General features: G+C 66.4%; 20 protein-coding genes. 7 read left to right on the top strand and 13 right to left on the bottom strand.

The window, feature by feature from the left end:
- Positions 1-108 precede the first annotated feature (108 nt).
- The gene (gene mfd, locus ACSQ24_RS11860) at positions 109-3,657 is read right to left on the bottom strand and encodes a transcription-repair coupling factor (protein ID WP_436094865.1); all 3,549 of its coding nucleotides are present in this window, start codon (positions 3,655-3,657) and stop codon (positions 109-111) included.
- Between the two features lie 180 nt (positions 3,658-3,837).
- On the bottom strand, positions 3,838-4,134 hold the full coding sequence (locus tag ACSQ24_RS11855; protein ID WP_436094864.1) for a succinate dehydrogenase assembly factor 2: 297 nt from the start codon (positions 4,132-4,134) through the stop codon (positions 3,838-3,840).
- Between the two features lie 142 nt (positions 4,135-4,276).
- Here ACSQ24_RS11855 and recG point away from each other — a divergent pair, with 142 nt between their 5' ends.
- Entirely contained in the window at positions 4,277-6,379 is a 2,103-nt protein-coding gene (gene recG, locus ACSQ24_RS11850; protein WP_436097878.1) for an ATP-dependent DNA helicase RecG, read from the top strand.
- Between the two features lie 8 nt (positions 6,380-6,387).
- Here the strand turns inward: recG and ACSQ24_RS11845 are convergent, their stop codons facing one another.
- Positions 6,388-6,813, bottom strand: a complete 426-nt coding sequence (locus ACSQ24_RS11845) for a RidA family protein (RefSeq protein ID WP_436094863.1) — start codon at positions 6,811-6,813, stop codon at positions 6,388-6,390.
- A 138-nt stretch (positions 6,814-6,951) separates the two neighbouring features.
- Between ACSQ24_RS11845 and ACSQ24_RS11840 the strand changes: the two genes are divergently transcribed.
- Positions 6,952-7,845, top strand: coding sequence for a LysR family transcriptional regulator (locus ACSQ24_RS11840; protein WP_436094862.1), 894 nt, complete (start codon positions 6,952-6,954; stop codon positions 7,843-7,845).
- A gap of 69 nt (positions 7,846-7,914) precedes the next feature.
- On the top strand, positions 7,915-8,748 hold the full coding sequence (locus tag ACSQ24_RS11835; RefSeq protein WP_436094861.1) for an AraC family transcriptional regulator: 834 nt from the start codon (positions 7,915-7,917) through the stop codon (positions 8,746-8,748).
- Between the two features lies 1 nt (position 8,749).
- Here ACSQ24_RS11835 and ACSQ24_RS11830 read toward each other — a convergent pair whose 3' ends face one another.
- Complete coding sequence (locus tag ACSQ24_RS11830) at positions 8,750-9,454, bottom strand: DUF502 domain-containing protein (protein WP_436094860.1); 705 nt, start codon at positions 9,452-9,454, stop codon at positions 8,750-8,752.
- Here ACSQ24_RS11830 and ACSQ24_RS11825 point away from each other — a divergent pair.
- On the top strand, positions 9,441-9,965 hold the full coding sequence (locus ACSQ24_RS11825) for a YbaN family protein (RefSeq protein WP_436094859.1): 525 nt from the start codon (positions 9,441-9,443) through the stop codon (positions 9,963-9,965). The genes ACSQ24_RS11830 and ACSQ24_RS11825 overlap by 14 nt on opposite strands.
- Here ACSQ24_RS11825 and ACSQ24_RS11820 read toward each other — a convergent pair.
- The 3 genes from ACSQ24_RS11820 to glmU form a co-directional block, all read right to left on the bottom strand.
- Complete coding sequence (locus ACSQ24_RS11820) at positions 9,929-10,156, bottom strand: hypothetical protein (protein ID WP_436094858.1); 228 nt, start codon at positions 10,154-10,156, stop codon at positions 9,929-9,931. The genes ACSQ24_RS11825 and ACSQ24_RS11820 overlap by 37 nt on opposite strands.
- 42 nt (positions 10,157-10,198) lie before the next feature.
- Entirely contained in the window at positions 10,199-12,025 is a 1,827-nt protein-coding gene (gene glmS / locus ACSQ24_RS11815) for a glutamine--fructose-6-phosphate transaminase (isomerizing) (protein WP_436094857.1), read from the bottom strand.
- Positions 12,026-12,133: 108 nt separating this feature from the next.
- The gene (glmU, locus tag ACSQ24_RS11810; protein WP_436097877.1) at positions 12,134-13,489 is read right to left on the bottom strand and encodes a bifunctional UDP-N-acetylglucosamine diphosphorylase/glucosamine-1-phosphate N-acetyltransferase GlmU; all 1,356 of its coding nucleotides are present in this window, start codon (positions 13,487-13,489) and stop codon (positions 12,134-12,136) included.
- 383 nt (positions 13,490-13,872) lie between these two features.
- Between glmU and ACSQ24_RS11805 the strand changes: the two genes are divergently transcribed.
- Both ACSQ24_RS11805 and mdoH read left to right on the top strand, forming a co-directional pair.
- Positions 13,873-15,363, top strand: a complete 1,491-nt coding sequence (locus tag ACSQ24_RS11805) for a glucan biosynthesis protein (protein ID WP_436094856.1) — start codon at positions 13,873-13,875, stop codon at positions 15,361-15,363.
- Positions 15,364-15,401: 38 nt separating this feature from the next.
- Positions 15,402-17,558 carry a glucans biosynthesis glucosyltransferase MdoH gene (mdoH, locus tag ACSQ24_RS11800; RefSeq protein WP_436094855.1) on the top strand — a complete coding sequence of 719 codons (2,157 nt, stop codon included), beginning with the start codon at positions 15,402-15,404 and terminating at the stop codon, positions 17,556-17,558.
- Positions 17,559-17,575: 17 nt separating this feature from the next.
- Here the strand turns inward: mdoH and ACSQ24_RS11795 are convergent, their stop codons facing one another.
- Genes ACSQ24_RS11795 through ACSQ24_RS11780 form a run of 4 tightly spaced genes read right to left on the bottom strand, consistent with a single transcriptional unit; the run spans position 17,576 to position 20,686 of the window.
- Positions 17,576-18,451: a VOC family protein gene (locus ACSQ24_RS11795; RefSeq protein WP_436094854.1), complete on the bottom strand. Its 876-nt coding sequence runs from the start codon at positions 18,449-18,451 to the stop codon at positions 17,576-17,578.
- A 21-nt stretch (positions 18,452-18,472) separates the two neighbouring features.
- On the bottom strand, positions 18,473-19,639 hold the full coding sequence (locus ACSQ24_RS11790) for a glutathionylspermidine synthase family protein (RefSeq protein WP_436094853.1): 1,167 nt from the start codon (positions 19,637-19,639) through the stop codon (positions 18,473-18,475).
- 2 nt (positions 19,640-19,641) lie between these two features.
- Positions 19,642-20,274, bottom strand: coding sequence for a DUF1190 domain-containing protein (locus ACSQ24_RS11785; RefSeq protein ID WP_436094852.1), 633 nt, complete (start codon positions 20,272-20,274; stop codon positions 19,642-19,644).
- A gap of 10 nt (positions 20,275-20,284) precedes the next feature.
- On the bottom strand, positions 20,285-20,686 hold the full coding sequence (locus ACSQ24_RS11780) for a DUF350 domain-containing protein (protein ID WP_436094851.1): 402 nt from the start codon (positions 20,684-20,686) through the stop codon (positions 20,285-20,287).
- A 121-nt stretch (positions 20,687-20,807) separates the two neighbouring features.
- On the opposite strand from ACSQ24_RS11780, the gene ACSQ24_RS11775 reads away from it, so the two are divergent.
- Entirely contained in the window at positions 20,808-21,188 is a 381-nt protein-coding gene (locus tag ACSQ24_RS11775; protein ID WP_436094850.1) for a GFA family protein, read from the top strand.
- A gap of 9 nt (positions 21,189-21,197) precedes the next feature.
- Here ACSQ24_RS11775 and ACSQ24_RS11770 read toward each other — a convergent pair whose 3' ends face one another.
- Together ACSQ24_RS11770 and secG are read right to left on the bottom strand one after the other, a co-directional pair.
- Complete coding sequence (locus ACSQ24_RS11770; RefSeq protein WP_436094849.1) at positions 21,198-22,826, bottom strand: CTP synthase; 1,629 nt, start codon at positions 22,824-22,826, stop codon at positions 21,198-21,200.
- A gap of 121 nt (positions 22,827-22,947) precedes the next feature.
- Positions 22,948-23,352 (bottom strand): preprotein translocase subunit SecG, encoded by a 405-nt coding sequence (gene secG / locus ACSQ24_RS11765; protein WP_436094848.1) that lies wholly within the window; start codon positions 23,350-23,352, stop codon positions 22,948-22,950.
- Positions 23,353-23,574: the final 222 nt, after the last annotated feature.

Genomic DNA, 23,574 nt, shown 5'->3' with positions numbered 1-23,574 from the left:
CGGGCTTGACCCGAGCATCTCAGGCCGAAAGAGGCTCCAGCCGGCGCGTTCTCGTCATGAGATTCTCGGGTCTCCGCTGCGCTTCGCCCGAGAATGACGGCTGAAGACCTACGCCGCCTTCTTCCGCTCGGCGATGCGCGCCAGATCGGTCAGCAACCGCCGCGTGCCCGTCAGCCGCTGCTCGGCGCTCTCCAAATCGTCGATGAAGACGACGCGCATGTCGGGGCGGACCTTGGCCAGCGTACCGATCTTCGCGACATAGGAGACGAGCCCCTCCGGATTGGCGAACTCGTTGTCGCGGAAGGCGACGATGATGCCCTTCGGCCCCGCCTCGACCTTCTCGACATTGGCGCGCTTGCACAAAGCCTTGATCGCGACGATCTCCAGCAGCTGCTTCACCTCCTCTGGCAGCGGGCCGAAGCGGTCGACCAGCTCGGCGCCGAAGGATTGCAGCTCGCCATCGTCATCCATGGTCGAGAGGCGCTTGTAGAGCGTCAGCCGCAGTGTCAGGTCGCCGATATAGTGCTCGGGAATCATCACCGGCGCGCCGATCTGGATCGTCGGCGACCACTGCGCGTCGCTCTCGATCTCGATGCCGGCCTTGAGAGCCGCCACCGCCTCCTCCAGCATCTGCTGGTAGAGCTCGTAGCCGACCTCCTTGATATGGCCGGACTGCTCGTCGCCGAGCAGGTTGCCGGCGCCTCGAATGTCGAGGTCGTGGCTGGCGAGCTGGAAGCCGGCGCCCAGCGTGTCGAGCGATTGCAGAACCTTCAGGCGCTTGTCGGCCTGGTCGGTCAGCTTGCGGTTGGCCGGCACGGTGAAGAGCGCATAGGCGCGCACCTTCGAGCGGCCGACACGACCGCGCAGCTGATAGAGTTGCGCCAGGCCGAACATGTCGGCGCGGTGGACGATCAGCGTATTCGCGGTCGGGATGTCGAGCCCGGACTCGACGATCGTGGTCGAGAGCAGGATGTCGTACTGGCCCTCGTAGAAGGCCGTCATCACGTCTTCCAGCGTGCCTGCCGCCATCTGGCCATGGGCGATGCCGACCTTGGCCTCGGGCACCTGCTTGTCGAGGAAGTCCTTGACCTCGGCGATGTCCTCGATGCGCGGCACGACATAGAACGAGCGCCCGCCGCGATAGCGTTCGCGCAGCAGCGCCTCGCGCACGATCAGCGGATCGAAGGGCGTGACGAAGGTGCGCACGGCAAGGCGGTCGACCGGCGGCGTCGCGATGATCGAGAGCTCGCGCACGCCGGTCATGGCGAGCTGGAGCGTGCGCGGGATCGGCGTCGCGGTCAGCGTCAGCATGTGCACCTCGGCGCGCATCTCCTTCAGCCGTTCCTTGTGGGCAACGCCGAAATGCTGCTCCTCGTCGACGATGACGAGGCCGAGATCCTTGAAATCGATGCTCTTGCCGAGCAAAGCGTGGGTACCGACGGTGATGTCCATGGTACCGTCGCTGATGCCCTGCTTCACCGCCTTGAGATCGGGCGCCGATACGAAGCGAGATGCCTGGCCGACCTTGACCGGGAGCCCGGCGAAGCGCTCGACGAAATTGCGGTAGTGCTGGCGCGCGAGCAGGGTCGTCGGCACCACGACTGCGACCTGCTTGCCGGCAAGCGCCGTGGTGAAGGCGGCGCGCAGCGCGACCTCGGTCTTGCCGAAGCCGACATCGCCGCAGACCAGCCGGTCCATAGGGCGGCCGGCCGCGAGGTCGTCGAGCACGGCGTCGATGGTGTTCTGCTGATCCTCGGTCTCCTCATAGGGGAAGCGGGCGCAGAACTCGTCATAGAGTCCGCCCTGCGGCACGAAGCGCGGCGCCTCCTTGAGCGCGCGGGCCGCGGCGATCTGGATCAGCTTGCCCGCCATCTCGCGGATGCGCTGCTTCAGCTTGGCCTTGCGCGCCTGCCAGCCGCCGCCGCCGAGCCGGTCGAGCATGACCTCGGTGTCCTCCGAGCCGTAGCGCGAGAGCAGCTCGATATTCTCGGCCGGCAGGAATAGCTTGGCGTCGCCGGCATAGTGGATTTCGAGGCAGTCATGCGGCGCGCCGGCGGCCGTGATCGTCTGCAGGCCGACGAAGCGGCCGATTCCGTGGTCGACATGGACGACGATGTCGCCCGGCGTCAGCGACGACAGCTCATTGATGAAGTCCTGCGGCCGGCGCGTCTTGCGGCGCGGCCGCACCAGCCGGTCGCCCAAAATGTCCTGCTCGCCGATGACCGCGAGCTTGCCGGCCTCGAAGCCGGTCTCGAAGCCCCAGACAGCGAGGGCGGTTGTACCGGGCTTGAGGTCGAACGCAGCCCGCAATGAGCCGGTCATCTGCACGGTCTTGAGACCGTGATCGGCGAGCACATGGGCGAGGCGCTCGCGCGAGCCTTCCGACCAGGCGGCGAGGATGACCCGCCGCCCCTCGGCCTCCAGTGCCTTCACATGGGCGACGGCGGCATCGAAGACGCTGCCGGCATTGTCGGCACGCTCGGCCGCGAAGCTGCGGCCCTGCTTGCCGGCGAGATCGACGACGAGCTTGCCTTCGCTCTCCGGCAGCTGGAACGGCGTCAGCGAGGCGACACCGGCCTCGCCAATGAGCCCGCGCCAGTCGGCCGGCGAGAGATAGAGCGCCTCCGGCAGCAGCGGCTTGTAGGGGATCGAGCCCGGCGAAGGTTGGCCGAGCGCGCTCTTGCGGGCGTCGTAATAGTCCTTGATCAGGCTGATGCGTTCACCGACCGCATCCTCGGCCTGATGGTCGAGCACGATCGGCACATCGGGCAGATAGGTGAAGAGCGTGTCGAGCTTCTCCGCCAGCAGCGGCAGCCAATGCTCCAGGCCCGCCGGGCGCCGCCCCTCGCTCACCGCCTCGTAGAGGGTGTCGTCACGGCCGGGCGTGCCGAAGGTCGCGATATAGGACTGGCGGAAGCGGCGAATGCTGTCGCTCGTCATCTGCGCTTCGGACATTGGCACGAGGTCGAGCCCGCGCAATTGCCCGGTGGTGCGCTGCGTCTCCGGATCGAAGGTACGGATCGATTCCAGCGTGTCGCCGAAGAAGTCGAGCCGGATCGGCGCCGGCATGCCCGGCGGATAGAGATCGACGATGCCGCCGCGCACGGCGAATTCGCCGGTCTCGCGCACCGTCGAGGTGCGCAGATAGCCGTTGATGTCGAGCCAGCGCGCCAGCTCCTCGGTGTCGACCATGTTGCCGGGCGCGGCCGAGAAGCTCTCGGACGCGACCTTGCCGAACGCCGGCACGCGCTGGAGCGCGGCGTTGACCGTGGTCAGCAGCAAACGCGGCCTGTCGCCCGACTTGGTCCGGGCGAGCCGCGACAGCGTCGTCATCCGGTGCGCGACGATCGAGGGCGCCGGGGAAACGCGGTCATAGGGCTGGCAGTCCCAGGCCGGGAAGCTCATCACCTCGAGATCGGGCGCAACGAATTGCAGCGCATTCTCCAGCACCTGCAGGCGCTGGCCGTCGCGGGCGACGAAGACGAGGAGCGCCGGCCCTTCCGACTTCTTGGCGCGGGCGCGCGTCAGATCAGCGAGCACGACGGCGTCGAAGCCATCGGGTACGCCGGACAGCGTCGGCTTGTCGCCACGGTTCAGCGCATCGAGGACGCGCTCGAGCTGTGGCTTGGCGATCTGGGCGGGAGGCGGAATGCTCATCGGGACGCTTCAATTCTGACTATGGCTTGTCATTCCGGGGCGCGCCGCAGGCGCGAACCCGGAACCCACGACTGGGTGGAACATCTGGTGCGTGGTTCCTGTCCGCTCACCCGATCGTGGGTTCCGGGTTCTTCGCTGCGCGAAGCCCCGGAATGACAATGAAGGGAGCAGGCCAAGCCCTCACACATGGATCGGCTTGTCGTGCTGGTGAAACGCCTTCAGCCGCCTGAACACGTCGCTATCGTAATTCGACGGCACCTCAGCCTCGCCGGTGATCCAGCTCAGCAGGTCGCGGTCGAGCACCTCGATCAGGCGCTCGAACTCGTCGAGCTCGGCCTCACTCAGCCCTCCGACCTCGGCATCGGCGAAGCGGCCCATGATCAGATCGGTCTCGCGCATGCCGCGATGCCAGGCGCGGAACAGGATCTTGCGCCGGCGCGGGTCGAGGTCGGCGCTGGTTCTCGTCGAGCCGCTCATCGTTTACCCTCGCGCAGTCCAATGCGAAACGGGCCGGCCCCGTCGCGGAGCCTGCCGTCGCGAGCTATATAGCGAGCGACCCAAGCGAAGTCAGCGGCTGAAACGCCGCGAGGCTTCGCACTCCTGACATGCCGTGAGCCCATTGCGCCCCTCCGCTCTCGATCCACTCTTCGCACCCGTTACGGCGCTGTCCGGCGTCGGCCCCAAACTCGCCAAGGCGCTCGACAAGCTGTTGGGCGACGAAACGCATGCCGCTCGCGTCATTGATCTGCTCTTCCATTTGCCGACCGGCGCGATCGACCGGCGGCCGAGCGAGAGCATTATCGAGGCACCGATCGGCGAGATCGCGACCTTTTCGGCAAAGGTAACCGAGCATCGCCCTGCCCCGCCGACCAAGGCCAAGGCGCCCTATCGCATCCTCGTCGAGGACGAGACCGGCGACGTGACGCTGGTTTTCTTTCACGCCGATGTCCGCCATCTCCTGCAGACCCTGCCGGTCGGCGCCTATCGCATCATCTCGGGCAAGCTCGAGCTCTGGGACGGCATGCGCCAGATGGTGCATCCCGATCGCATCCTCGACCCCAAGCTCGCCGCGACCATGCCCTCGGTCGAACCGGTTTACGGCCTGACTGAAGGCATTGGCGGGCGCGTCATGGCCCGCATCGCTGCCGGCGCGGCCGAGCGCTGTCCGGAACTGCCGGAATGGCAGGACGCAGCTTTCCTGGCGCGCAACGATTTCGTGTCGTTCCGCGATGCTATCGACGCCCTGCATCATCCTGTCGACCTCAAGGCCGCCCCAGGCGAGACCGTCGCACGCCGGCGCATCGCCTATGACGAATTGCTGGCGAGCCAGATCGCGCTCGCGCTTGTCCGTCGCCAGCAGAAGAAGGCAGCCGGTCGTGCCACTGCCGGCGACGGCGCCTTGCGCCGCGCCATCGAAACCGCCCTGCCCTTCAAGCTGACCGAAGGCCAGCGCAAGGCGATCGCCGACATCCATGACGATATGGAAAAGCCGGAGCGCATGCTGCGCCTGCTCCAGGGCGATGTCGGCTCGGGCAAGACCGTGGTCGCGCTGATGGCGATGGCCGCTGCCGCCGAAGCCAGACGGCAATCGGTGCTGATGGCGCCGACCGAAATCCTCGCTCGCCAGCACGCCGAGCGCCTGGCTCCTTTGGCGGACAAGGCCGGACTTAAGCTCGCCTTGCTGACCGGCCGCGAAAAGGGCGCCGGGCGCCGGCAGGTGCTGGAAGGCTTGGCGAATGGCGAGATCGATATCGCCGTCGGTACCCATGCGCTGTTCCAGGAAGGCGTCGCCTTCCATGACCTGGCCCTCGCCGTGGTCGACGAGCAGCATCGTTTCGGCGTGCATCAGCGCCTGTTGCTAGGCGCCAAGGGCGAGGCGGTCGACATCCTGGTGATGACCGCGACGCCGATCCCGCGCACGCTCTCGCTGACCTGGTTCGGCGACATGGACATCTCGATCCTCGCCGAGAAGCCGGCTGGCCGGAAACCGATCGCCACCAAGGCGATTTCTTCCGAGCGCTATGACGAAGTCGTCGGCGCCGTCGGCCGGGCGCTGGATGCCGGCGCGCAGGTCTACTGGGTCTGCCCGCTGGTGCAGGAATCCGACACGCTCGACGTTGCGGCCGCGCAACAGCGCTTCGAGGCACTGCAGGAAGAGTTCGGCGACAAGGTCGGCCTGTTGCACGGCCAGATGCCGGGGCGCGACAAGGACGCGGCGATGGCCGCCTTTGTCGCCGGTCAGACGCGCCTGCTGGTTTCGACCACCGTGATCGAGGTCGGCGTCGACGTGCCCAATGCCTCGGTCATGGTGATCGAGCATGCCGAGCGCTTCGGCCTCGCCCAGCTCCATCAGTTGCGCGGGCGGATCGGGCGCGGATCGGCGGCTTCGACCTGCCTCCTGCTCTACAAGGGCCCGCTCGGCCAGGTGGCGGAAGCGCGCCTCACCATCATGCGCGAGAGCGAGGACGGCTTCCGCATCGCCGAGGAGGATTTGCGCCTGCGCGGCGAAGGCGAGGTGCTCGGCACCAAGCAGTCCGGCTCTCCGGACTGGCGCATCGCCAGGCCGGAAATCGACGGCGACCTGCTCGCGGCGGCGCGCGACGATGCCCGCCTGCTGATCGAGCGCGATCCGCAGCTAGAGACGGAACGCGGGCAGGCGATCAGGACGCTGCTCTATCTGTTCGAGCGCGACGTCGCGATCCGCCTGCTGCGGGCAGGCTGAGGCGACACTCAGCCCTGCGCTCCCGAAGTGCTCGCGGCAGCGGCAGCCAGGACGCGAGCGATCACCTTGATCTCGAAATCGAACCCCGCGAGCCAGGTCACGCCGATAGCTGTCCAGCTTGGATAGGGCGGATCGCCGATTTCCTCGGCCCTGACGGCCAGCACCGTGTCGAACTGCGCCTGCGGGTCGGTGTGGAAAGAGGTGACGTCGATCACGTCGTCGAAACTCGCGCCTGCCGCCGCCAGCACGGCGCGCAGATTGGCGAAGGCACGCCGGACCTGATCCTCGAACACCGGTTCGGGCGAGCCGTCTTCGCGGCTGCCGACCTGTCCTGAGATGAAGAGCAGGTCGCCATGCCTGATGGCGGCCGAGTACTGGTGGAGATCGTACAGTGCGTGCCGATCGGCCGGGAAAATCGCATCGCGTTTAGGCATCTCGTTTCCTTTCTCGGTTTTTTAAAACGCAACCGGGCCGAAGCCACGCGATTGCGCTCGTGCCGACAGGAGATGGAGCCCGGCCATTGTTCGGATTAGACATTGAAATTGGTACAGGCTGATGCAGATTTACCAGCAATGACTCGCCCATCGCTGAACGACCTCACCGCCTTCGTTGCCGTCGCCAGCCGCCGCAGCTTCCGGCGCGCGGCGGATGAGCTCGGCACCGCGCCCTCCACCTTGAGCCATGTGATGCGCGCCCTCGAGGAGCGCATGGGCGTACGGCTGCTCAACCGCACGACGCGCAGCGTCTCGCCGACGGAAGCCGGCTTCGAACTGCTCGGCCGTTTGCAGCCAGCACTCGCGACGCTGGACGAGGCGCTGGACAGCATCGCCACCTTTCGCGGCAGCGTCGCCGGCAGCGTCCGGATCAATGCACCGCGGCTGGGGGCGTCGCTCCTCGTCCGCGACGTTCTGCCCGTTATGGCCGATCGCTTTCCCGATGTGGTTGTCGACCTCGTCGTCGAAGGGAAGCTTGTCGACATCGTCTCGGCAGGTTTCGACGCCGGCGTGCGCCTGGTCGACTCGATTCCGAAGGATATGATCGCCGTGCCGTTCGCCGGCGAGGTCAGCTTCATCTGCGTCGCGTCACAGGCCTATCTCGAACGCTTCGGCGAGCCGGCCACACCCGACGAACTGCATCGCCATCGCTGCATCGGCCACCGCGTGCCGGGCGGCAAACTCTACCGTTGGGAGTTCGAGCGGGCCGGCCAGGCGCTCACGATCGAGGCAGCCGGCCCCATCATCCTCGACGACGAGGAACTGATGGTGGATGCCGCTGTGAAGGGCTCAGGGGTCGCCTATGTCGCCAGCCCGGCTGCCGAGGCAGCGTTGGTGGAAGGACGCCTTCTGCGGGTTCTGGCGCCTTGGACGCCAGCTTCCGAACGGGTCGCGGTCTATTATCCCGGCCACCGCGCCGTACCGCCGACGCTACGGGCCTTCCTCGATGTCGTCAAGGCGATGCGATCGTAAGCGGCAGCAATCCCGATCAAGCGCGGCCATCTTGCCTTGGCCATGGTGCCGGCGTTTCGTGAGTGAGCCATGGACCCCATCAAGAAAGCCCTCTGGTGCATTGAAAGCCGCTTCGCCTCCGAGCTCTCGCTCGACGAGATCGCGGAGGTGAGCGGCGTTTCCCGCTTCCATCTCAGCCGCGCCTTCGGCGTGGCGACCGGCCGCTCGGTGATGCGCTATGTCCGCGAGCGCCGGCTCTCGGAAGCGGCGCGCCAGCTGGCGAACGGCGCACCCGACATCCTCCAGGTCGCGCTCGACTGGGGCTATGGCTCTCACGAGGCCTTCACCCGCGCCTTCCGCGAGCAATTCGGCCTCACGCCGGAAGAGCTGCGTTCAAGGCGCGACCTCTCCTCCCTTGCCCTCGTGGAGCCCCTGTCCATGCATGCCGCATCCCCAACGCCCCTCGCAGAGCCGCGCCTCGTCACCGGCAAGCCCATGCTGATCGCCGGCTTCAGTGGCCATTTCTCGGTCGGCAAGACCGAAGGCATTCCTTTGCTCTGGCAGAGGATCGTCCCGCATTTCGGCCATATCCCCGGCCAGAAAGGCTTCATCGCCTATGGCGCGAGCTATAATTGCGACGATGTCGGCGCCTTCGACTACATCGCCGGCGCCGAAGTCTCCTCCTTCAGCGACCTGCCGGACGAGTTCGCTCGGCTGAGCGTACCCGAGCAGCGCTGTGCCGTCTTCGAGCACAGCGGCCACATCACCGGCATCAAGCAGACCTATGAGGCGATCTGGCGCGACTGGTTGCCGAAATCAGGACGCGAACCCGCCATGGGTGTCACGCTGGAACGCATGGACCAGCGCTTCGACGGCGCGACCGGCAACGGCATCGTCGAGATCTGGGTGCCGCTGAAGGGCTGAGCTATTTGCCCGTCTCGACGCCGACGCGCGGCACTGCCTCGCCGGGCTGGATCAGCCCGGCGGACATGATCAGCTTGGCGCCGTCCTCGACCGAGATCGAAAGCTCGATCACCTCCTTGCGAGGCAGGTAGAAGAAAAAGCCCGTGGTTGGATTCGGAGTACAGGGCAGGAAGACGCCGATCTGTTCCTCGCCATCCGGCAGCTTGCCGGCGATCTCGGGCGCCGCCTCCTGCGCGATGAAGACGATCGACCACATCCCCGGCTGCGGGAACTGCACCATGCCGACCTTGCGGAACGAGGTGCCGGATTGGGAAAAGATCGTCTCGAAAACCTGTTTCACGCCCTTGTACAGGCCTCGCACCACCGGCATGCGATCGAGGATCGACTCTCCGGCGCCGATCAGCGTGCGCCCGACCAAGTTCGCAGCGAAGAAGCCGATCACCGTCAGGCCGATCAGGGCGATGATCAGCCCGAAGCCCGGCAACGGGAACGGCAAATGGTTTTCGGGCCAGAACTGGGCCGGCACCAGCGGCTTCACCATTCCGTCGACCAGATTGATGAACCACCAGGTCACCGAGGCGGTGATCGCGAGCGGTGCTGCGAGCACCAGCCCGGTCAGGAAATAGCGCCTGAGCCTGGTGCCGAAAGTCGGCCGCAGCAGATCCGTCTGAACGACGAGGCGCGGATCGGGCATGCGGGCGTTCATCGACGATCCAGGACTCCAGCCGCTCTTGCGGCCCGTCTACATTGCGCCGCACTATCAGACGATAGCCGAGCGCGCGGCGCTGGCCACCCCCGATTCGCCGGGATCGACGAGTTTCGTGTCCGAACCTTCCAGACCGCAACGCCGCTGGCATCGGCCGCTCTACCTCGCAGCCGGCTGGCTCTGTACGCTGCTCGGCATTGTCGGGCTGATCCTGCCGGTGATGCCGGGCACGGTCTTCCTGATCGCAGCGGCCTGGTGCTTCTCGCGCTCGTCGCCACGCTTCGAGAGCTGGCTGGTCAACCATCCCCAGCTCGGTCCGCAGATCGTGCGCTGGCGAAAGACGGGCGCGATCGACCGCAAGACAAAATATGTCGCCTGCGGCTCGATGCTGCTGGGTTTCGTCATCATGGCAGCGACCGATGCGCCGCCGATCGCGCTCTGGCTGAGCGGCGCCGGCCTGATCGCGGCCGGCACCTATGTCGCGAGCCGGCCGGAGCCGAAGGACGAATAAGGCTTCAGCGGACGTTTTGCGTCATTCCGGGGCAGGCCAAAGGCCTGAGCCCGGAACCCATGAACACAACGCTGCTCCAGTTCGTCATGCTCGCCCTTGTGGCGAGCATCCACGTCTTGAACACGGCCTTCGACCAGCGGAAACGTGATGGCCGGGACAAGCCCGACCATGACGGAAAGGCCGGTGTTCATGGGTTCCGGGCTCTTCGCTACGCGAAGTCCCGGAAAGACGACTCACTCGACGGTGACGGATTTCGCCAGATTACGCGGCTGGTCGACGTCCTTGCCCATGAAAACGGCGGTCTGGTAGGCGATCATCTGAATCGGCACCGCATAGGCGATCGGTGCGAACAGCGGATCCATCTCCGGCATGATGATCGTCGCTTCCGGCACGATCCCGGCTTCGGCCGCGCCCTTGGCGTCGGTGATCAGAATGATCCGCCCGCCACGCGCCGCGACCTCCTGCATGTTCGAGGCAGTCTTTTCGAAGAGCGCATCGTGCGGTGCGATCACAATGACCGGCATGTCCTCGTCGATCAGCGCGATCGGGCCGTGCTTGAGCTCGCCAGCCGGATAACCTTCCGCATGGATGTAGCTGATTTCTTTCAACTTCAGGGCGCCTTCAAGCGCCAGCGGGAAGCTGGTGCCACGGCCGAGATAGAGCACGTCGCGCGCTTTGGACAGCTTGCGAGCGATCTTCTCGATCTCCGGCTCCAGCGTCAGTGCCTGAGCCATCAGGCCGGGCAGCGCGATCAGCTCCTGAACATAGCGCGCTTCCTCCGCGGCCGAGAGCGTGCCGCGGGCGCGGGCAGCGGCGATGGCGAGGCCAGCGAGCGCGGTCAGTTGGCAGGTGAAGGCCTTGGTCGAGGCGACACCGATCTCGGGACCGGCCAGCGTCGGGGCGACGACATCGCTCTCGCGGGCGATCGTCGAGGTCGGCACGTTGACCACCGACATGACGTGCTGGCCTTCCTGGCGGGCATAGCGCAGGCAGGCGAGCGTGTCGGCCGTCTCGCCCGATTGCGAGACGAAGAGCGCAAGCCCGTTCGCCGGCAAGGGAGCCTCGCGATAGCGGAACTCCGAGGCGACATCGATCTCGACCGGCAGGCGCGCCAGCTTCTCGAACCAATATTTGGCGGTGAGGCCGGCATAATAGGCGGTGCCGCAGGCCGAAACGGAGAGCCGCGACAGGCTCTTCCAGTCGAAAGGCACTTCGAAGGGCAAGCGCGCCACGCCATTCGCCATGTCGACATAATGCGTCAGCGTGTGGCCGACGACCTCCGGCTGCTCATGGATCTCCTTGGCCATGAAGTGGTGGTAATTGCCCTTCTCGACCAGGAAGGCGCCGGCGGCGACGCGCTGGGCGCGCCGGTCGACCTGCTGACCGTCGGCGTCATAGAAGGTCGCGCCCTGGCGGTTCAGCACCACCCAGTCGCCCTCGTCGAGATAGGCGATCAGGTTGGTGAAGGGCGCCAGCGCCAGCGCGTCCGAGCCGAGATACATCTCGCCGTCGCCGACCCCGACCGCCAGCGGCGAGCCCTTGCGGGCGCCGATCAGCAGGTCGTCCTGCCCCTCGAACAGGAAGGCGAGCGCAAACGCGCCGCGCAGGTGCGGCAGCGACGCTCCGACCGCCGCGACTGGGTCCTTGCCGCGATCGAGCTCGCGGGTGACGAGATGGGCGATGACCTCGGTGTCGGTCTCGCTGGCGAAAACATGCCCATCCGCCTCGAGTTCGGCCTTGAGCTCGCGGAAATTCTCGATGATGCCGTTATGAACGACCGCGAGTTTCTCGGTGGCGTGCGGGTGGGCATTGGTCTCGGTCGGCTTGCCATGCGTCGCCCAGCGGGTGTGGCCGATGCCGATCAGGCCCTCGAGCGGTTCGTTCGAGAGGCGCACTTCGAGATTCTTGAGCTTGCCCTCGGCGCGGCGGCGGCCGAGCTTGCCGCCTTCGAGCGTCGCGACACCGGCTGAATCATAGCCGCGGTATTCGAGCCGCCGCAGCGCCTCGACGACCTGGCCTGCGACGGCCTGCTTGCCGAGAATGCCCACGATCCCGCACATCAATGTGCCTCATCCGTTGATATCGATGTGCATCGCAATAGTCCGAGGCGGCGCAATTACGAAATCACGTTGAATGTCGAACTGTGAACGAAATGCCCTGCAAATCGCCTATTGCCTGGCTTTTCTGGCCTGGGCTGCAGCCCGGAATGCCGCCGCCCAGCCCTCGCGCTCCATCTGCCGGCCGCGCGCGACGGCGAGCGCATCCGGCTTGACGTCCCGGGTGATGACCGAGCCGGAGCCGACATAGGCGCCGGCGCCGATCGTCACCGGCGCGACCAGCGCGGAGTTGGAGCCGATGAAGGCGCCCTCCCCGATGATCGTCTTCGCCTTGAAGAAGCCGTCGTAATTGCAAGTGATCGTGCCGGCGCCGATATTCGCATTCGCGCCGATCTCGGCATCGCCGATATAGGTCAGGTGGTTGACCTTGACACCCTCGCCAATCATCGCTGCCTTGATCTCGACGAAGTTGCCGACCCTGGCGCCCTTCGCCAGCTCCGCCCCCGGCCGAAGGCGCGCATAGGGGCCGATCGAGGCGCTTGGACCGACGCTCGCCCCCTCCAGATGCGAAAACGCGTGGATGACGGCGTTGTCCGCGACCCTGACGCCCTTGCCGAAGACGACATTGGGCTCGATCACGACATCGCGCCCGACGATGGTGTCGTGGCTGAAGAAGACGGTCTCGGGCGCGACCAGCGTGGCGCCGGCGAGCATAACTTCGAGCCGCTTGCGGCGCTGGAAGTCGGCTTCGACTGCGGCAAGCTGGGCGCGGTCATTGACGCCCTGGACCTCGGCCTCCGGCGCGACCCGGGCAACGGCCTTCAGGCCCTGCGCGCGCGCCACCGCGACGGCGTCGGTCAGATAGTATTCGTTCTGCGCATTAGCACAGCCGATCGCATCGAGAATGGCGAGCGCCTTCTTGCCATCGAGTGCCATCAGTCCCGCATTGCACAGGGTGATCGCGCGCGTCGCCGCGTCGGCATCCTTGTGCTCGACGATTCCCTGCAGTTCGCCAGCCTGCGTGACAAAGCGGCCATAGCCGGTCGGATCGCGTGCCTCGAAGCCGAGGGCGGCGACGGCAGCGCCGGTGCGCAAGGGCTCACGCAAATCGGCGAAGGTCTCCGGACGCACCAGCGGCGTATCGGCGAAGGCGACCAGCACATCGTCATGGTCGCCCGCCAGACTCTCCCGCGCCGCGAGCACCGCATGCGCCGTGCCCTTGCGCTCGGTCTGAACGAAGATCGCGGCATGCGGAGCATGCTTCTTCACCTCGGCGGCGACATCGGGCCGGTCGGGCCCGATCACCACGGCGAGCGCGTCGGCGCCGGCGGCCGTGACGGCCGCCAGAGCGTGGCCGAGTAGCGAACGACCGGCCACCTCGTGCAACACCTTCGGCCGCGCCGATTTCATCCGGGTCCCCTCGCCCGCCGCCAGCACGATGGCGAGGCAGGTCCGCGCGGGCTGCATTTCCGTCATGATCGTCCTGTCACATGCTCGTCAGAGGAAACGCGGCCATGACCGGCCGTCGTCCCGGGCGCGGCGGATACCGCACCGGCGGTGGATAGCCGATAGCGAGCGGATTTGGCAAAGCCCAACGGACGATGCGCCATTGCGCCGGCTCCGAGCGAGCAATCTGGCGCGGCTTCGTTTCGGCATGGCATTCCTGCACGCGAGGCGTCCCTTTTTTCGCCTTTGGCCTTGCACTGCGCTTTTCAGCCCCGCGCGAAATGCTCTAGAAGCGCAAGGCGGCAGAGCTTTGCCGGCCCAAGTTGGATGTGATGTCGAAATCCTTGAATCGCCGTCGATTTTTGAGCCTCGCTGCAACCGGCGCCATTGCGCAGCGGTTTGCCGTGGGCACGGCGACGGCACAGGCCCCGACGAGCTGGGCCGGGCTGGTGCAATCGGTGATCGCCGAAGGCCAGCGCTTTGATCCCACGCTCGTGATCGAGGCCGCCCGCGTCCTCTCGCGCCGGCCGATGGTGCCGCTCGTCGCGACCGATTTGCCCGAAGGTTACGCTACCCTGCCCTTCGATCAGTATGTCGGCATCCGGGCGCAGCCCTCCGGAATGATCTGGGCGGGCGAGAATCGTGGCTTCACCGTCGAGCCGCTGCATCGCGGCTACGTCTTTTCTTCGCCGGTGAGCCTGTTCACCGTCGAGGACGATGTCGTTCGGCGCGTCGCCTTCGACCCCGGAAAATTCAATTACGGCCGGGTGACACCGCCCCCCTCTGGCGCGGACCTGCAATTCTCGGGCTTTCGGGTCTCGGCCGGGTTGGAGCGTCCCTATGAACTGGCGCTCTTCCAGGGCGCGACGTTCTTCCGTTCGCTGGCGCGCGGCCAGAATTTCGGCGCGATGGCCCGTGCCCTGATCCTGCGGCCAGGCGAACAGCGCGGCGAGGAGATCCCGTTCTTCCGTGCCTACTGGATCGAGCGGCCGAGCCCGGCCGCCGGCGTGCTCGTCATCCATGCTTTGCTCGACTCAGAGAGCGTCACCGGCGCGGTGCGCATGACATTGCGTCCCGGCGACATCACCCTGGTCGATGTCGAGATGACCTTGTTCGCCCGCGCCAATCTCGACCATGTCGGGTTCGGCTGCGTGATGGGCACCTATCTTTCCGGCCCGCAAAGCCGGCGCGGCTTCGATGATCTGCGGCCAGCGGTCCACGAGGTTTCGGGCGTCCAGATGTTCACCGGCAACGGCGAATGGATTTACCGCCCGGTGAGCAACCCCGCCAGTCTCCAGGTCTCCTCCTTCCAGGATTCCAACCCTCGCGGCTTCGGTCTGATTCAGCGCGAGCGCGACCCGAACGCCTTCGTCGACGACGATCAGCGTTTCGAGCTCAGGCCGAGCGTCTGGATGGAGCCGCTCGGCGAGTGGGGACCGGGCTCGGTCCAGCTCATCGAGATCCCGAGTGAATCCGAGCTCAACGACAACATCATCAGCTATTGGCGGCCGCGCCAGCCGATCGCCGCCGGCAGCGAGACCACGGTCGCCTATCGCCAGGCCTGGTGCTGGCAGCCGCCGGAGCGGCCGCCGCTCGCCATCGCGACCCGCATCCGGCAGGGCCGCGGCTCGCAGGCGCGCCGGCGCCGTTTCCTCGTCGACTTCAGCGGCGACAGGCTTGGCGACCCGGCACTCGTCGCGGCGATCCGCGCCAATGTCACGGCGAGTCCCGGCACGATCCAGAACCTGCGCCTCTGGCCCTATCCGGAGCGCCGGACCATGCGCGTCGCCTTCGAGGTCGATCCGGGCAGCGAGACTCTGTCCGAGCTGCGTCTTGTGCTCGATGCCGGCGGCCAGCCGGCTTCGGAAACCTTGTTGAACCGATGGACCTGGTGACCGTGGACGCGCTTGCCCGTCGGGGCGATACCGAGCCCATGACCAGCTGCCCGGCGCCGGTCGAGGCGACGCCGCCCGAGAACCGGCTGGAGATGCCGGTGCAGTCCTTCCGCAGCTGGAAGGCCTCCGAAGCCCGTAAGCCGGCCGCTCCGCAAGCCTGGCGCACGCCCTGGCTGGCGCGAGCCTTCGTCTTCGGCGGCGCCTGGGTGCTGACCGCCTACGGTGCCTGGGAGATGTACAATGTCGTGTCGGTCAGCCGCACGACCTTCCTGCAGTATGTGCTGCTCGTCCTCTTCACGGTGAACTTTTCCTGGATCGCGCTTGCCTTCACCAGCGCCATCCTCGGCTTCTCCGCCCTGCTCCTGCGCCTTATGAAGAGCCCCCGCGCCGAGACGCTGACGCAGAAGACCGTCGTGGTCATGCCGATCTATAACGAATCGACGGCACGGACCTTCGCCGCAGTGGCGGCGATCCGCGAATCGATCGAGGTGACGGGCTTAGGCGCCCATTTCGACTATTTCATCGTCTCCGACACGACCAATCCCGACATCTGGGTGGCGGAGGAGCGCGCCTTCCTGGCCCTGCGCCAGCGGCTCGGGCCGGATGCCCGCATCTACTACCGGCACCGGCCGAAGAACCATCATCGCAAGGCCGGTAACATCGCCGATTTCGTCATGCGCTGGGGTGGGCATTACGAGCATATGGTCGTGCTCGACGCGGACAGCCTGATGACCGGCACCTGCATCGTGCGTCTCGCCGCCGCGATGGAGGCCGATCCCGATGCCGGTATCATCCAGTCGCTGCCGCTGATCATCAACCGCAACACCTTCTTCGCCCGGCTGCAGCAATTCGCAGCGCGCGTCTACGGTCCAGTGATCGCGACCGGGCTCGCGATCTGGTCCGGCCGTGACGGCAATTACTGGGGCCACAACGCGATCATCCGGACCAAGGCCTTCGCCGACCACTGCGGCCTGCCAGATCTCAAGGGCAAGCCGCCCTTCGGCGGCCACGTCCTCAGCCACGACTTCGTCGAGGCCGCGCTGATGCGCAGGGCCGGCTGGTCTGTCTACATGCTGCCCGACCTGACGGGCTCCTATGAGGAGAGCCCGCCCTCGCTAATCGATATCGCCACCCGCGACCGGCGTTGGTGCCAGGGCAATCTGCAGCATTCGCGCGTCATCGGCGCCAAGGGTCTGCTGACGGCGACCCGCCAGCACTTCGCCACCGGCATGATGGCGTACCTCGCCTCGCCCTTCTGGCTGATGCAGCTCGTGGTCGGCATCCTGATCGTCCTGCAGGTCAACTACGCCAGGCCCGAATACTTCACCGAGGAATTCCGGCTCTTCCCGATCTGGCCGCGCTTCGACCCCGAACGCGCGCTCAACCTGTTCGGGCTGACCATGGCGATCCTGCTCGCTCCGAAACTGTTCGGCCTGCTGCTGACACTGTTCGACGGCAAGCTTAGGCGCGCCTGCGGCGGCGGCATCCGCCTCACGCTCTCGGCTTTGCTCGAGATCCTGTTCTCGGCCTTCTTCGCGCCGATCATGATGGTGATCCAGTCGGGCTCGGTGTTCCAGATCCTGGTCGGGCGTGACACCGGCTGGAACCCGCAGCGGCGCGACGACGGCTCGATCCCGTACAAGGACATCGTCCGCCGGCATCGCATGCATACACTGCTCGGCCTGGTCGCCGGCCTGTCGGCTTTCATGATCGCGACCTCGCTGTTCGCCTGGATGTCACCGACGATTGTCGGTCTCGTGCTGGCGATTCCGCTCTCTTGGGCGTCCGGGAATCTCGCGCTCGGGCTCTGGCTGAAGCGGCGCGGCCTCCTGATCACGCCGGAGGAAGGCGATCCGCCGGCGATCGCGCTGCGCGCCAATGCATTGCAGGCCGAGTTCGCGCAGGCCGGGCATGACGACGCCGACGGGCTCGCCGCCCTCCATGCCGACCCGATGCTGCGCGCGACGCATGAGGCGATGCTGCCCCAGGTCCAGCCGCGCCGTCGCGGCGAGATCGAGCCCGACCGCGCTGTCGCCCAGGCCAAGCTGATCGACGCCGAGACGATCGCCGACGCCGTGATCTGGCTGAAACCGAAGGAGCGCATGGTCGTCCTGCACGACCGCGCCTTGCTCGGTCTGCTCGCGAACCTGCCGGAAGGCCCGGCCCATGCCGGCGCCGAGGCCCGCACGGGCTGATCGGCCGGGCCTCGGGGTCAGTCCAGCTCGAAGACGATGGCGCAGCCAAGCGCCGTGCTCGCCGGGACGACGATGCGCGCTCCATCATGGCGATATGCAACATCGCGCTCAGCGAGCCTCGCCCTGACAGGTCCGAGATCCGGCACTGTAACCGCGAAGCCGGCGAAACAGGCCTGCTCCTGTCCGCGATCGTCATCGAGCATGGCTGCGGCCGCCTCGGGCGTCAGCACCTCAAGGCGCCCGCGCGGCAGCGGCAGGCGTAGGCCCGCCTCCATTGTCGCAAAGCTTTCCGCTCCCGAAAAGGCGGCAAGGAAATCGACCTGCGCGGCGGGCTCCTCGGCGATCATGAACACGGCAGAGAGCCCGCTCGCGCCGTTCTCGTGTTGTTGGAACGCGGGGTTCCAGAAGTTCTGCGGCTCGTGCTGCTGGCAGAGGAAGAAACCGCATTTGGGCGCCGCTCGATTCTCGGCGAAGGCGAGCGAGAAGGCGACACGCACTTCGCTGCCATCAGGCCGGCGCGCCTGTCGTTCGAAGAAGAACGGCTCGAAATCGCCGATCCCGTCCTTGCGGAAGCCGACGGCATCTCCGGCCGCATCGCGGCTCTCCAACACGAGCATCGACATCCCCTCGCCGCGGGCCAGCGCTTCGCGCACGAAGGCCCCGAAGGAAAACCGCTGCGGTGCGTGCGGCGGGATCAAAGTTCGGTCGCCGATCGTGATCAGTTCGAGGAAGGCGCCGGGGAATTGGACGATCCGGTTCTCGGTACCCCAGGGATGGCGATTGCGCGCGCCGACCCGAAAGCCGAGTCGCTCATAGAAAGTGCCGGCAGCATCGAGATCGGCGACGCCGATGACGAGATGGTCGAGGCCGCGCGATTCTGAAGGCATGGTCATGGGCAAGCCGTAGCGTTGGCGCTACGGCTCGATGAAATGCGGCACGAAGCGCGATGTGTTCTTGGTGATCGGAGTCGTATCCTCGCGGACCCCCAAGCCGCAAGGCTGCGAGGCGACGAGCCAGGAGCCGAGCACCGGATAATTGCCGTCGAGATTCGGCAGCGTCGCGGTCGCCTGCACGATGAAGCCCTCCGCGCCATAGGGGCCGTCATCGCTGTCCCGGACCGTCCCGCCCTCGACCAGCGTCACATTGGCGCCCTCGCGCGAATAAAGCGGCTTGCGGACGTGGTTCGCTCCGAGCTCCGAACAACGCGGGTCATGCTCGAAATAGGCCGGCAGCAGATTGGGATGGCCGGGCGCCATCTCCCAGAGATAGGGCAAGAGGCCCTTGCTGGAGACGAGCGCCTTCCAGGGTGGCTCGACGAACTGGCAACGCGAGCCGGCAAGCGCCGAAGCGTATTGCTCGCGGAACAGCCACTCCCAGGGATAGAGCTTGAACAGCAGCTCGATCGGCAGGCTGGCACCGTCGCAGAAACGTCCGTCGGCGAGCAGGCCCATCTCCTCGATGAAGGTGAAGCGGGCATCGATCCCGGCTTGGCTGGCGCAGTCGATCAGATAGTCGACCGTGCCCTTGTCCTCGAAGCTGCCCTGCACGCAGGTGAAGTGCATGCGCTCGGGCTGCGGGTTACGGAGCTGGCCGAAAGCGGCGATCAGGCGCTCGTGCAACGAGTTGAACTGGTCGCAGCCGCGCGAGATCAGCCCCTGCGCCATCGCCTGCTCGAGCCAGTCCCATTGCACGACGGCGGCCTCGAACAACGAGGTCGGCGTATCGGCATTGTATTCCAGCAGCTTGGCCGGCCCCTTGCCGTCATAGGCGAGGTCGAGTCGGCCGTAGAGATTACGATCACCGCGCTGCCAGCTGTCGCGGATCAGGCCCCACTGCGCTTCCGGGATGGCGAGCCGGCGCAGGACCTCCTCATCCTTGAGGGCGCGCTCGACGAAGGCAAAGCAGAGCCCCTCGATCTCGCTGGTCGGCGCCTCGATGTCGTCCTCGATCTCCTTCAGCGAGAAGGCATAGGCAACGCTCTCATCCCAATAGGTCGCTCCGTCGAGCGTGTGATAGGCGAAGCCGAGACGCTCGACCTCCGCCTGCCAGTCCTTGCGTGGCGCTACGCGAAGCCGCTGCATGATCAGGATGATGACGAGGAGGAGAAGGAGCGCGAGGTCGAGCCGAAGCCGCCCCGCGAAGCGACGCTCGGCGTGCTCGCCATGCCCGTCGAGGAAATGTTGCGGGCGACCATCGCCTGGCCCGAGGTCGTCGTATAGGCGCGCGAGCGGCTACTGCTGCCGCCGTAATAGCCTCCGCTCGACGATGAGGACGACGAGGTCCGGGTCGGCTGCTCGCATTCCGGCCGGCCGGAGCCGGGCTGGCGCGTGCCGGGTGGGCAGGCCGAGCTGGTCGGCGGCAAAAGCGGCTGGGCCGCGCCACCGCCGGACATGAACTGCCGAGCCAGCATGATGCCGGCGAGTGCCGGAATGAAGACCTGGGCATTGTTCCAGGTCGCGCTCTGGCAGCCGCTGGCGCCGAACTCCTGCTCGCAGGAGGCGCTGCTGGTGAACTTCTTGGCATCACGCAGATGGTTCGCCGAGGCCTCGTTGAAGCGCTGCTCGCACTGGCTGGCGCTGAGCTGGTTGGCCGCCCGGCACTCGGCGACGTTGTTGTAGACCAGCGAATCGTCGGTCTCACCTCCCGAGAGCGACCAGTAGGTCGCCACCAGCACCACGCCAGCAGCGGCAAGCCCGATCTGGGTCGAGCGCTTCATCGACGCCTCCTCACTCGGTCATGCTGGCGGCAGCAAGCGTGCCGCTGAGGATGGCGATCACCGCCAGCATCGCGGCCGAGGGGATCCGATCCTCCTCGATCTTGCGCGAGAGGTTGGGGATGACGATCCGAGCGAAGCCATAGGCGCCGAACTGGATGACCATGGCGATTACCGCCCAGATCACCAGGTCGGGGACGCTGGCCGCCTGCTCGATCGCCTTCTCAAGCGGCACCGAGAAGCCAATGAGATTGCCGCCGAAGGCGATCGCGGCCGAGAGATTGCCGCCCCGAATCAGCGCGACCTCGTCATGGGCGGTCAGCCGCATATAGACCGCGGCGAAGCCGGCGATCAGCGCGAAGCCGACAGAGAAATACAGGAGGAACGCCGGCAACCCGGCCATCGAGATCGTCATGCCGCCGCCCCTTGCATGCCATGATGGTCAAGGCGCTCACTATACGTCAGCTGCGCGGCTGCGCCAGACTGTCGCGGCTTGCTTTGTGGGCACGCAAATGAAGGCGTCACGGAGAGGCTCCATGAAGGAAAGACATGCCCGCTGCTCTTGCGGGTCTCTGAGCCTGATCTGCCGCGGCGAGCCGGCGCTCGTCTCGCTTTGTCATTGCCGCGAATGCCAGCGCCGCACCGGCAGCACCTATGGCATCGCCGCCTTCTTTGTGCGCTCGGAGGTCGAGATCAGCGGCGAGGCAACGGCCTATCGCCGCGAAGCCGACAGTGGCTTCGACGTCACACAGCACTTCTGCCCGCGCTGCGGCAGCACGGTCTACTGGGAGCCGTTGCGCAAGGCCGAGATGATCGCGGTCGCCGTCGGCGCCTTCGCCGATCCGGATTTCCCGGCCCCCGGCAAGCAGGTCTACCCCCAGCACCGCCACCCTTGGGTCGCGGTGCCGGTCGATTAGATCAGCGGTTCAGACCAGGCGGCTCTGCACCACCGCCGCCTCGATGAAACTGGCGAACAGCGGATGCGGCTCGAACGGCCGCGACTTCAGCTCGGGATGGTACTGCACGCCGATGAACCAGGGATGGTCGGGATACTCGACCGTCTCCGGCAGCAGGCCGTCGGGCGAAACGCCGCTGAAGCGCAGGCCCTTGCCCTCGAGCTGCTCGCGGTAGCCCATATTGACCTCGTAGCGGTGGCGGTGCCGCTCGGAGATCTCGGTCGAGCCGTAGATCTTCGCGATCTTGGTGTCGGCCGACAGATTCGACTGGTAAGCGCCAAGCCGCATCGTGCCGCCGAGATCGCCGCCGGAAAAACGCTGTTCCAGCTCGTTGCCGCGCATCCACTCCGTCATCAGGCCGACGACGGGCTGGCTGGTCGGGCCGAACTCGGTCGAATTGGCGTCCTTGATGCCGGCGAGCGAGCGCGCCGCCTCGATCACTGCCATCTGCATGCCGAAGCAGATGCCGAAATAGGGCACCTTGCGTTGCCTTGCGAAGCTCGCCGCCTTGATCTTGCCTTCAGCGCCGCGATGGCCGAAGCCGCCGGGCACCAGGATGCCGTGGACATGCTCGAGGAAGGGCGCCGGGTCCTCTTTCTCGAAGACCTCCGACTCGATCCAGTCGAGATTGACCTTGACCCGGTTGGCGATGCCGCCATGGGTCAGGGCCTCGATCAGCGACTTATAGGCGTCCTTCATCCCGGTGTACTTGCCGACGATGGCGATCGTGACCTCGCCTTCCGGGTTCTTGATCCGCTCGGAGATGCGTCGCCAGTTGCTGATGTCGGGTGCGGTCTTGTCGTCCATGCCGAACGCCGCCAGCACCTCGGTGTCGAGCCCCTCGGCGTGATAGGACAGCGGCACGTCGTAGATCGAGGCGACGTCGCGCGCCTCGATCACCGCGGTTTCGCGGACATTGCAGAACAGCGCGAGCTTGCGCCGCTCCTCGTGTGGAATCTCGCGATCGGTGCGGCAGAGCAGGATGTCGGGCTGGATGCCGATCGAGCGCAGTTCGGCGACCGAATGCTGCGTCGGCTTGGTCTTCAATTCGCCGGCAGTCGGGATGTAGGGCAGCAGCGTCAAGTGCACGAAGATGCACTGGCCGCGCGGCAATTGCTGACCGGTCTGGCGAATGGCCTCCAGGAAAGGCAGGCTCTCGATGTCGCCGACCGTGCCGCCGATCTCGACCAGCACGAAGTCGTAGCCGTCATTGCCCGAGAGGACGAATTCCTTGATCGCATTGGTGACGTGCGGGATCACCTGGATGGTGGCGCCGAGATAGTCGCCCCGGCGCTCGCGCGTCAGGATGTCCATGTAGATGCGGCCGGTGGTGATATTGTCGCCCTTGTTGCAGGGCCGGCCGGTGAAGCGCTCGTAATGGCCAAGGTCGAGATCGGTCTCGGCTCCGTCATCGGTGACGAAGACCTCGCCGTGCTGATACGGGCTCATCGTGCCCGGATCGACATTGAGGTAGGGGTCGAGCTTGCGCAGGCGGACCGTATGGCCACGCGCCTGCAGGAGAGCAGCCAGAGCCGCCGCCGCCAGGCCTTTGCCAAGCGAGGACACCACGCCGCCGGTGATGAAAACATACCGCGTCATGGGAGGTCACCTTTAACGCCTTGAGTTCGATTCGCTAAGCGCCGTGACGAGGGTCCGATCCGCGCCGCACGCTTGTCCACAAAAGAGAAGGGCCGGTTTCCCGGCCCCTGCCCTGTCCAGCTCACCGTGTCGGTGCGCCTGGTTGCGGCGGTTGCGATCCGCCTTGGTTCTGCATCTGCCGGAGCTGGTCGAGCACCCCGCCGGCATTCGGCGCGGAGGGCCCGCTCGGAGCGGCCGGCGCGGTGGTGCCCGCCGGAGCCGGGGCGCCGTCGATGATCGAGCGCTGCGTCCGGCCCTGCGTCGCCATCACCGCCAGCACCAGCGAGGTGATGAAGAACAGGCCGGCAAGGATCGCCGTCGCGCGGGTCAGCGCATTGGCCTGACCGCGGCCGGTCATGAAGCCACCGACACCGCCGCCACCGCCGGAGCCCATGCCGAGGCCGCCGCCTTCGGAACGCTGGAGCAGCACGACGCCGACGAGCGCGATCACGATCAGCAGGTGAATGACGATGAGAACGTTCTGCATGGCTCACGAAATGGGTATGGCGCGGGCGCCTGCCAAGATGGCGGCATCCCGCGGGTCGGCGCTGGCCATAGCATGGGCTTCCCGCCCATGCCACCCGCGATTTCATCTTCAGCCGCATCGTGGTCCCCTTCCCCCCGCTTGCGGTGGGGAAGGGTTAGGGATGGGGGACCGGAAAGCAGGGCTCGGGACTTCTTCCAGTAAAGTGTCGAGCGGCACTGCCCC

The organism is Allobosea sp. LjRoot237 (assembly GCF_964253285.1).
In the GTDB taxonomy this organism is placed as follows: Bacteria; Pseudomonadota; Alphaproteobacteria; order Rhizobiales; family Beijerinckiaceae; genus Allobosea.
Note: the sequence above shows the minus strand (reverse complement) of the source record. Positions and strands in the feature narration are given on the sequence as shown.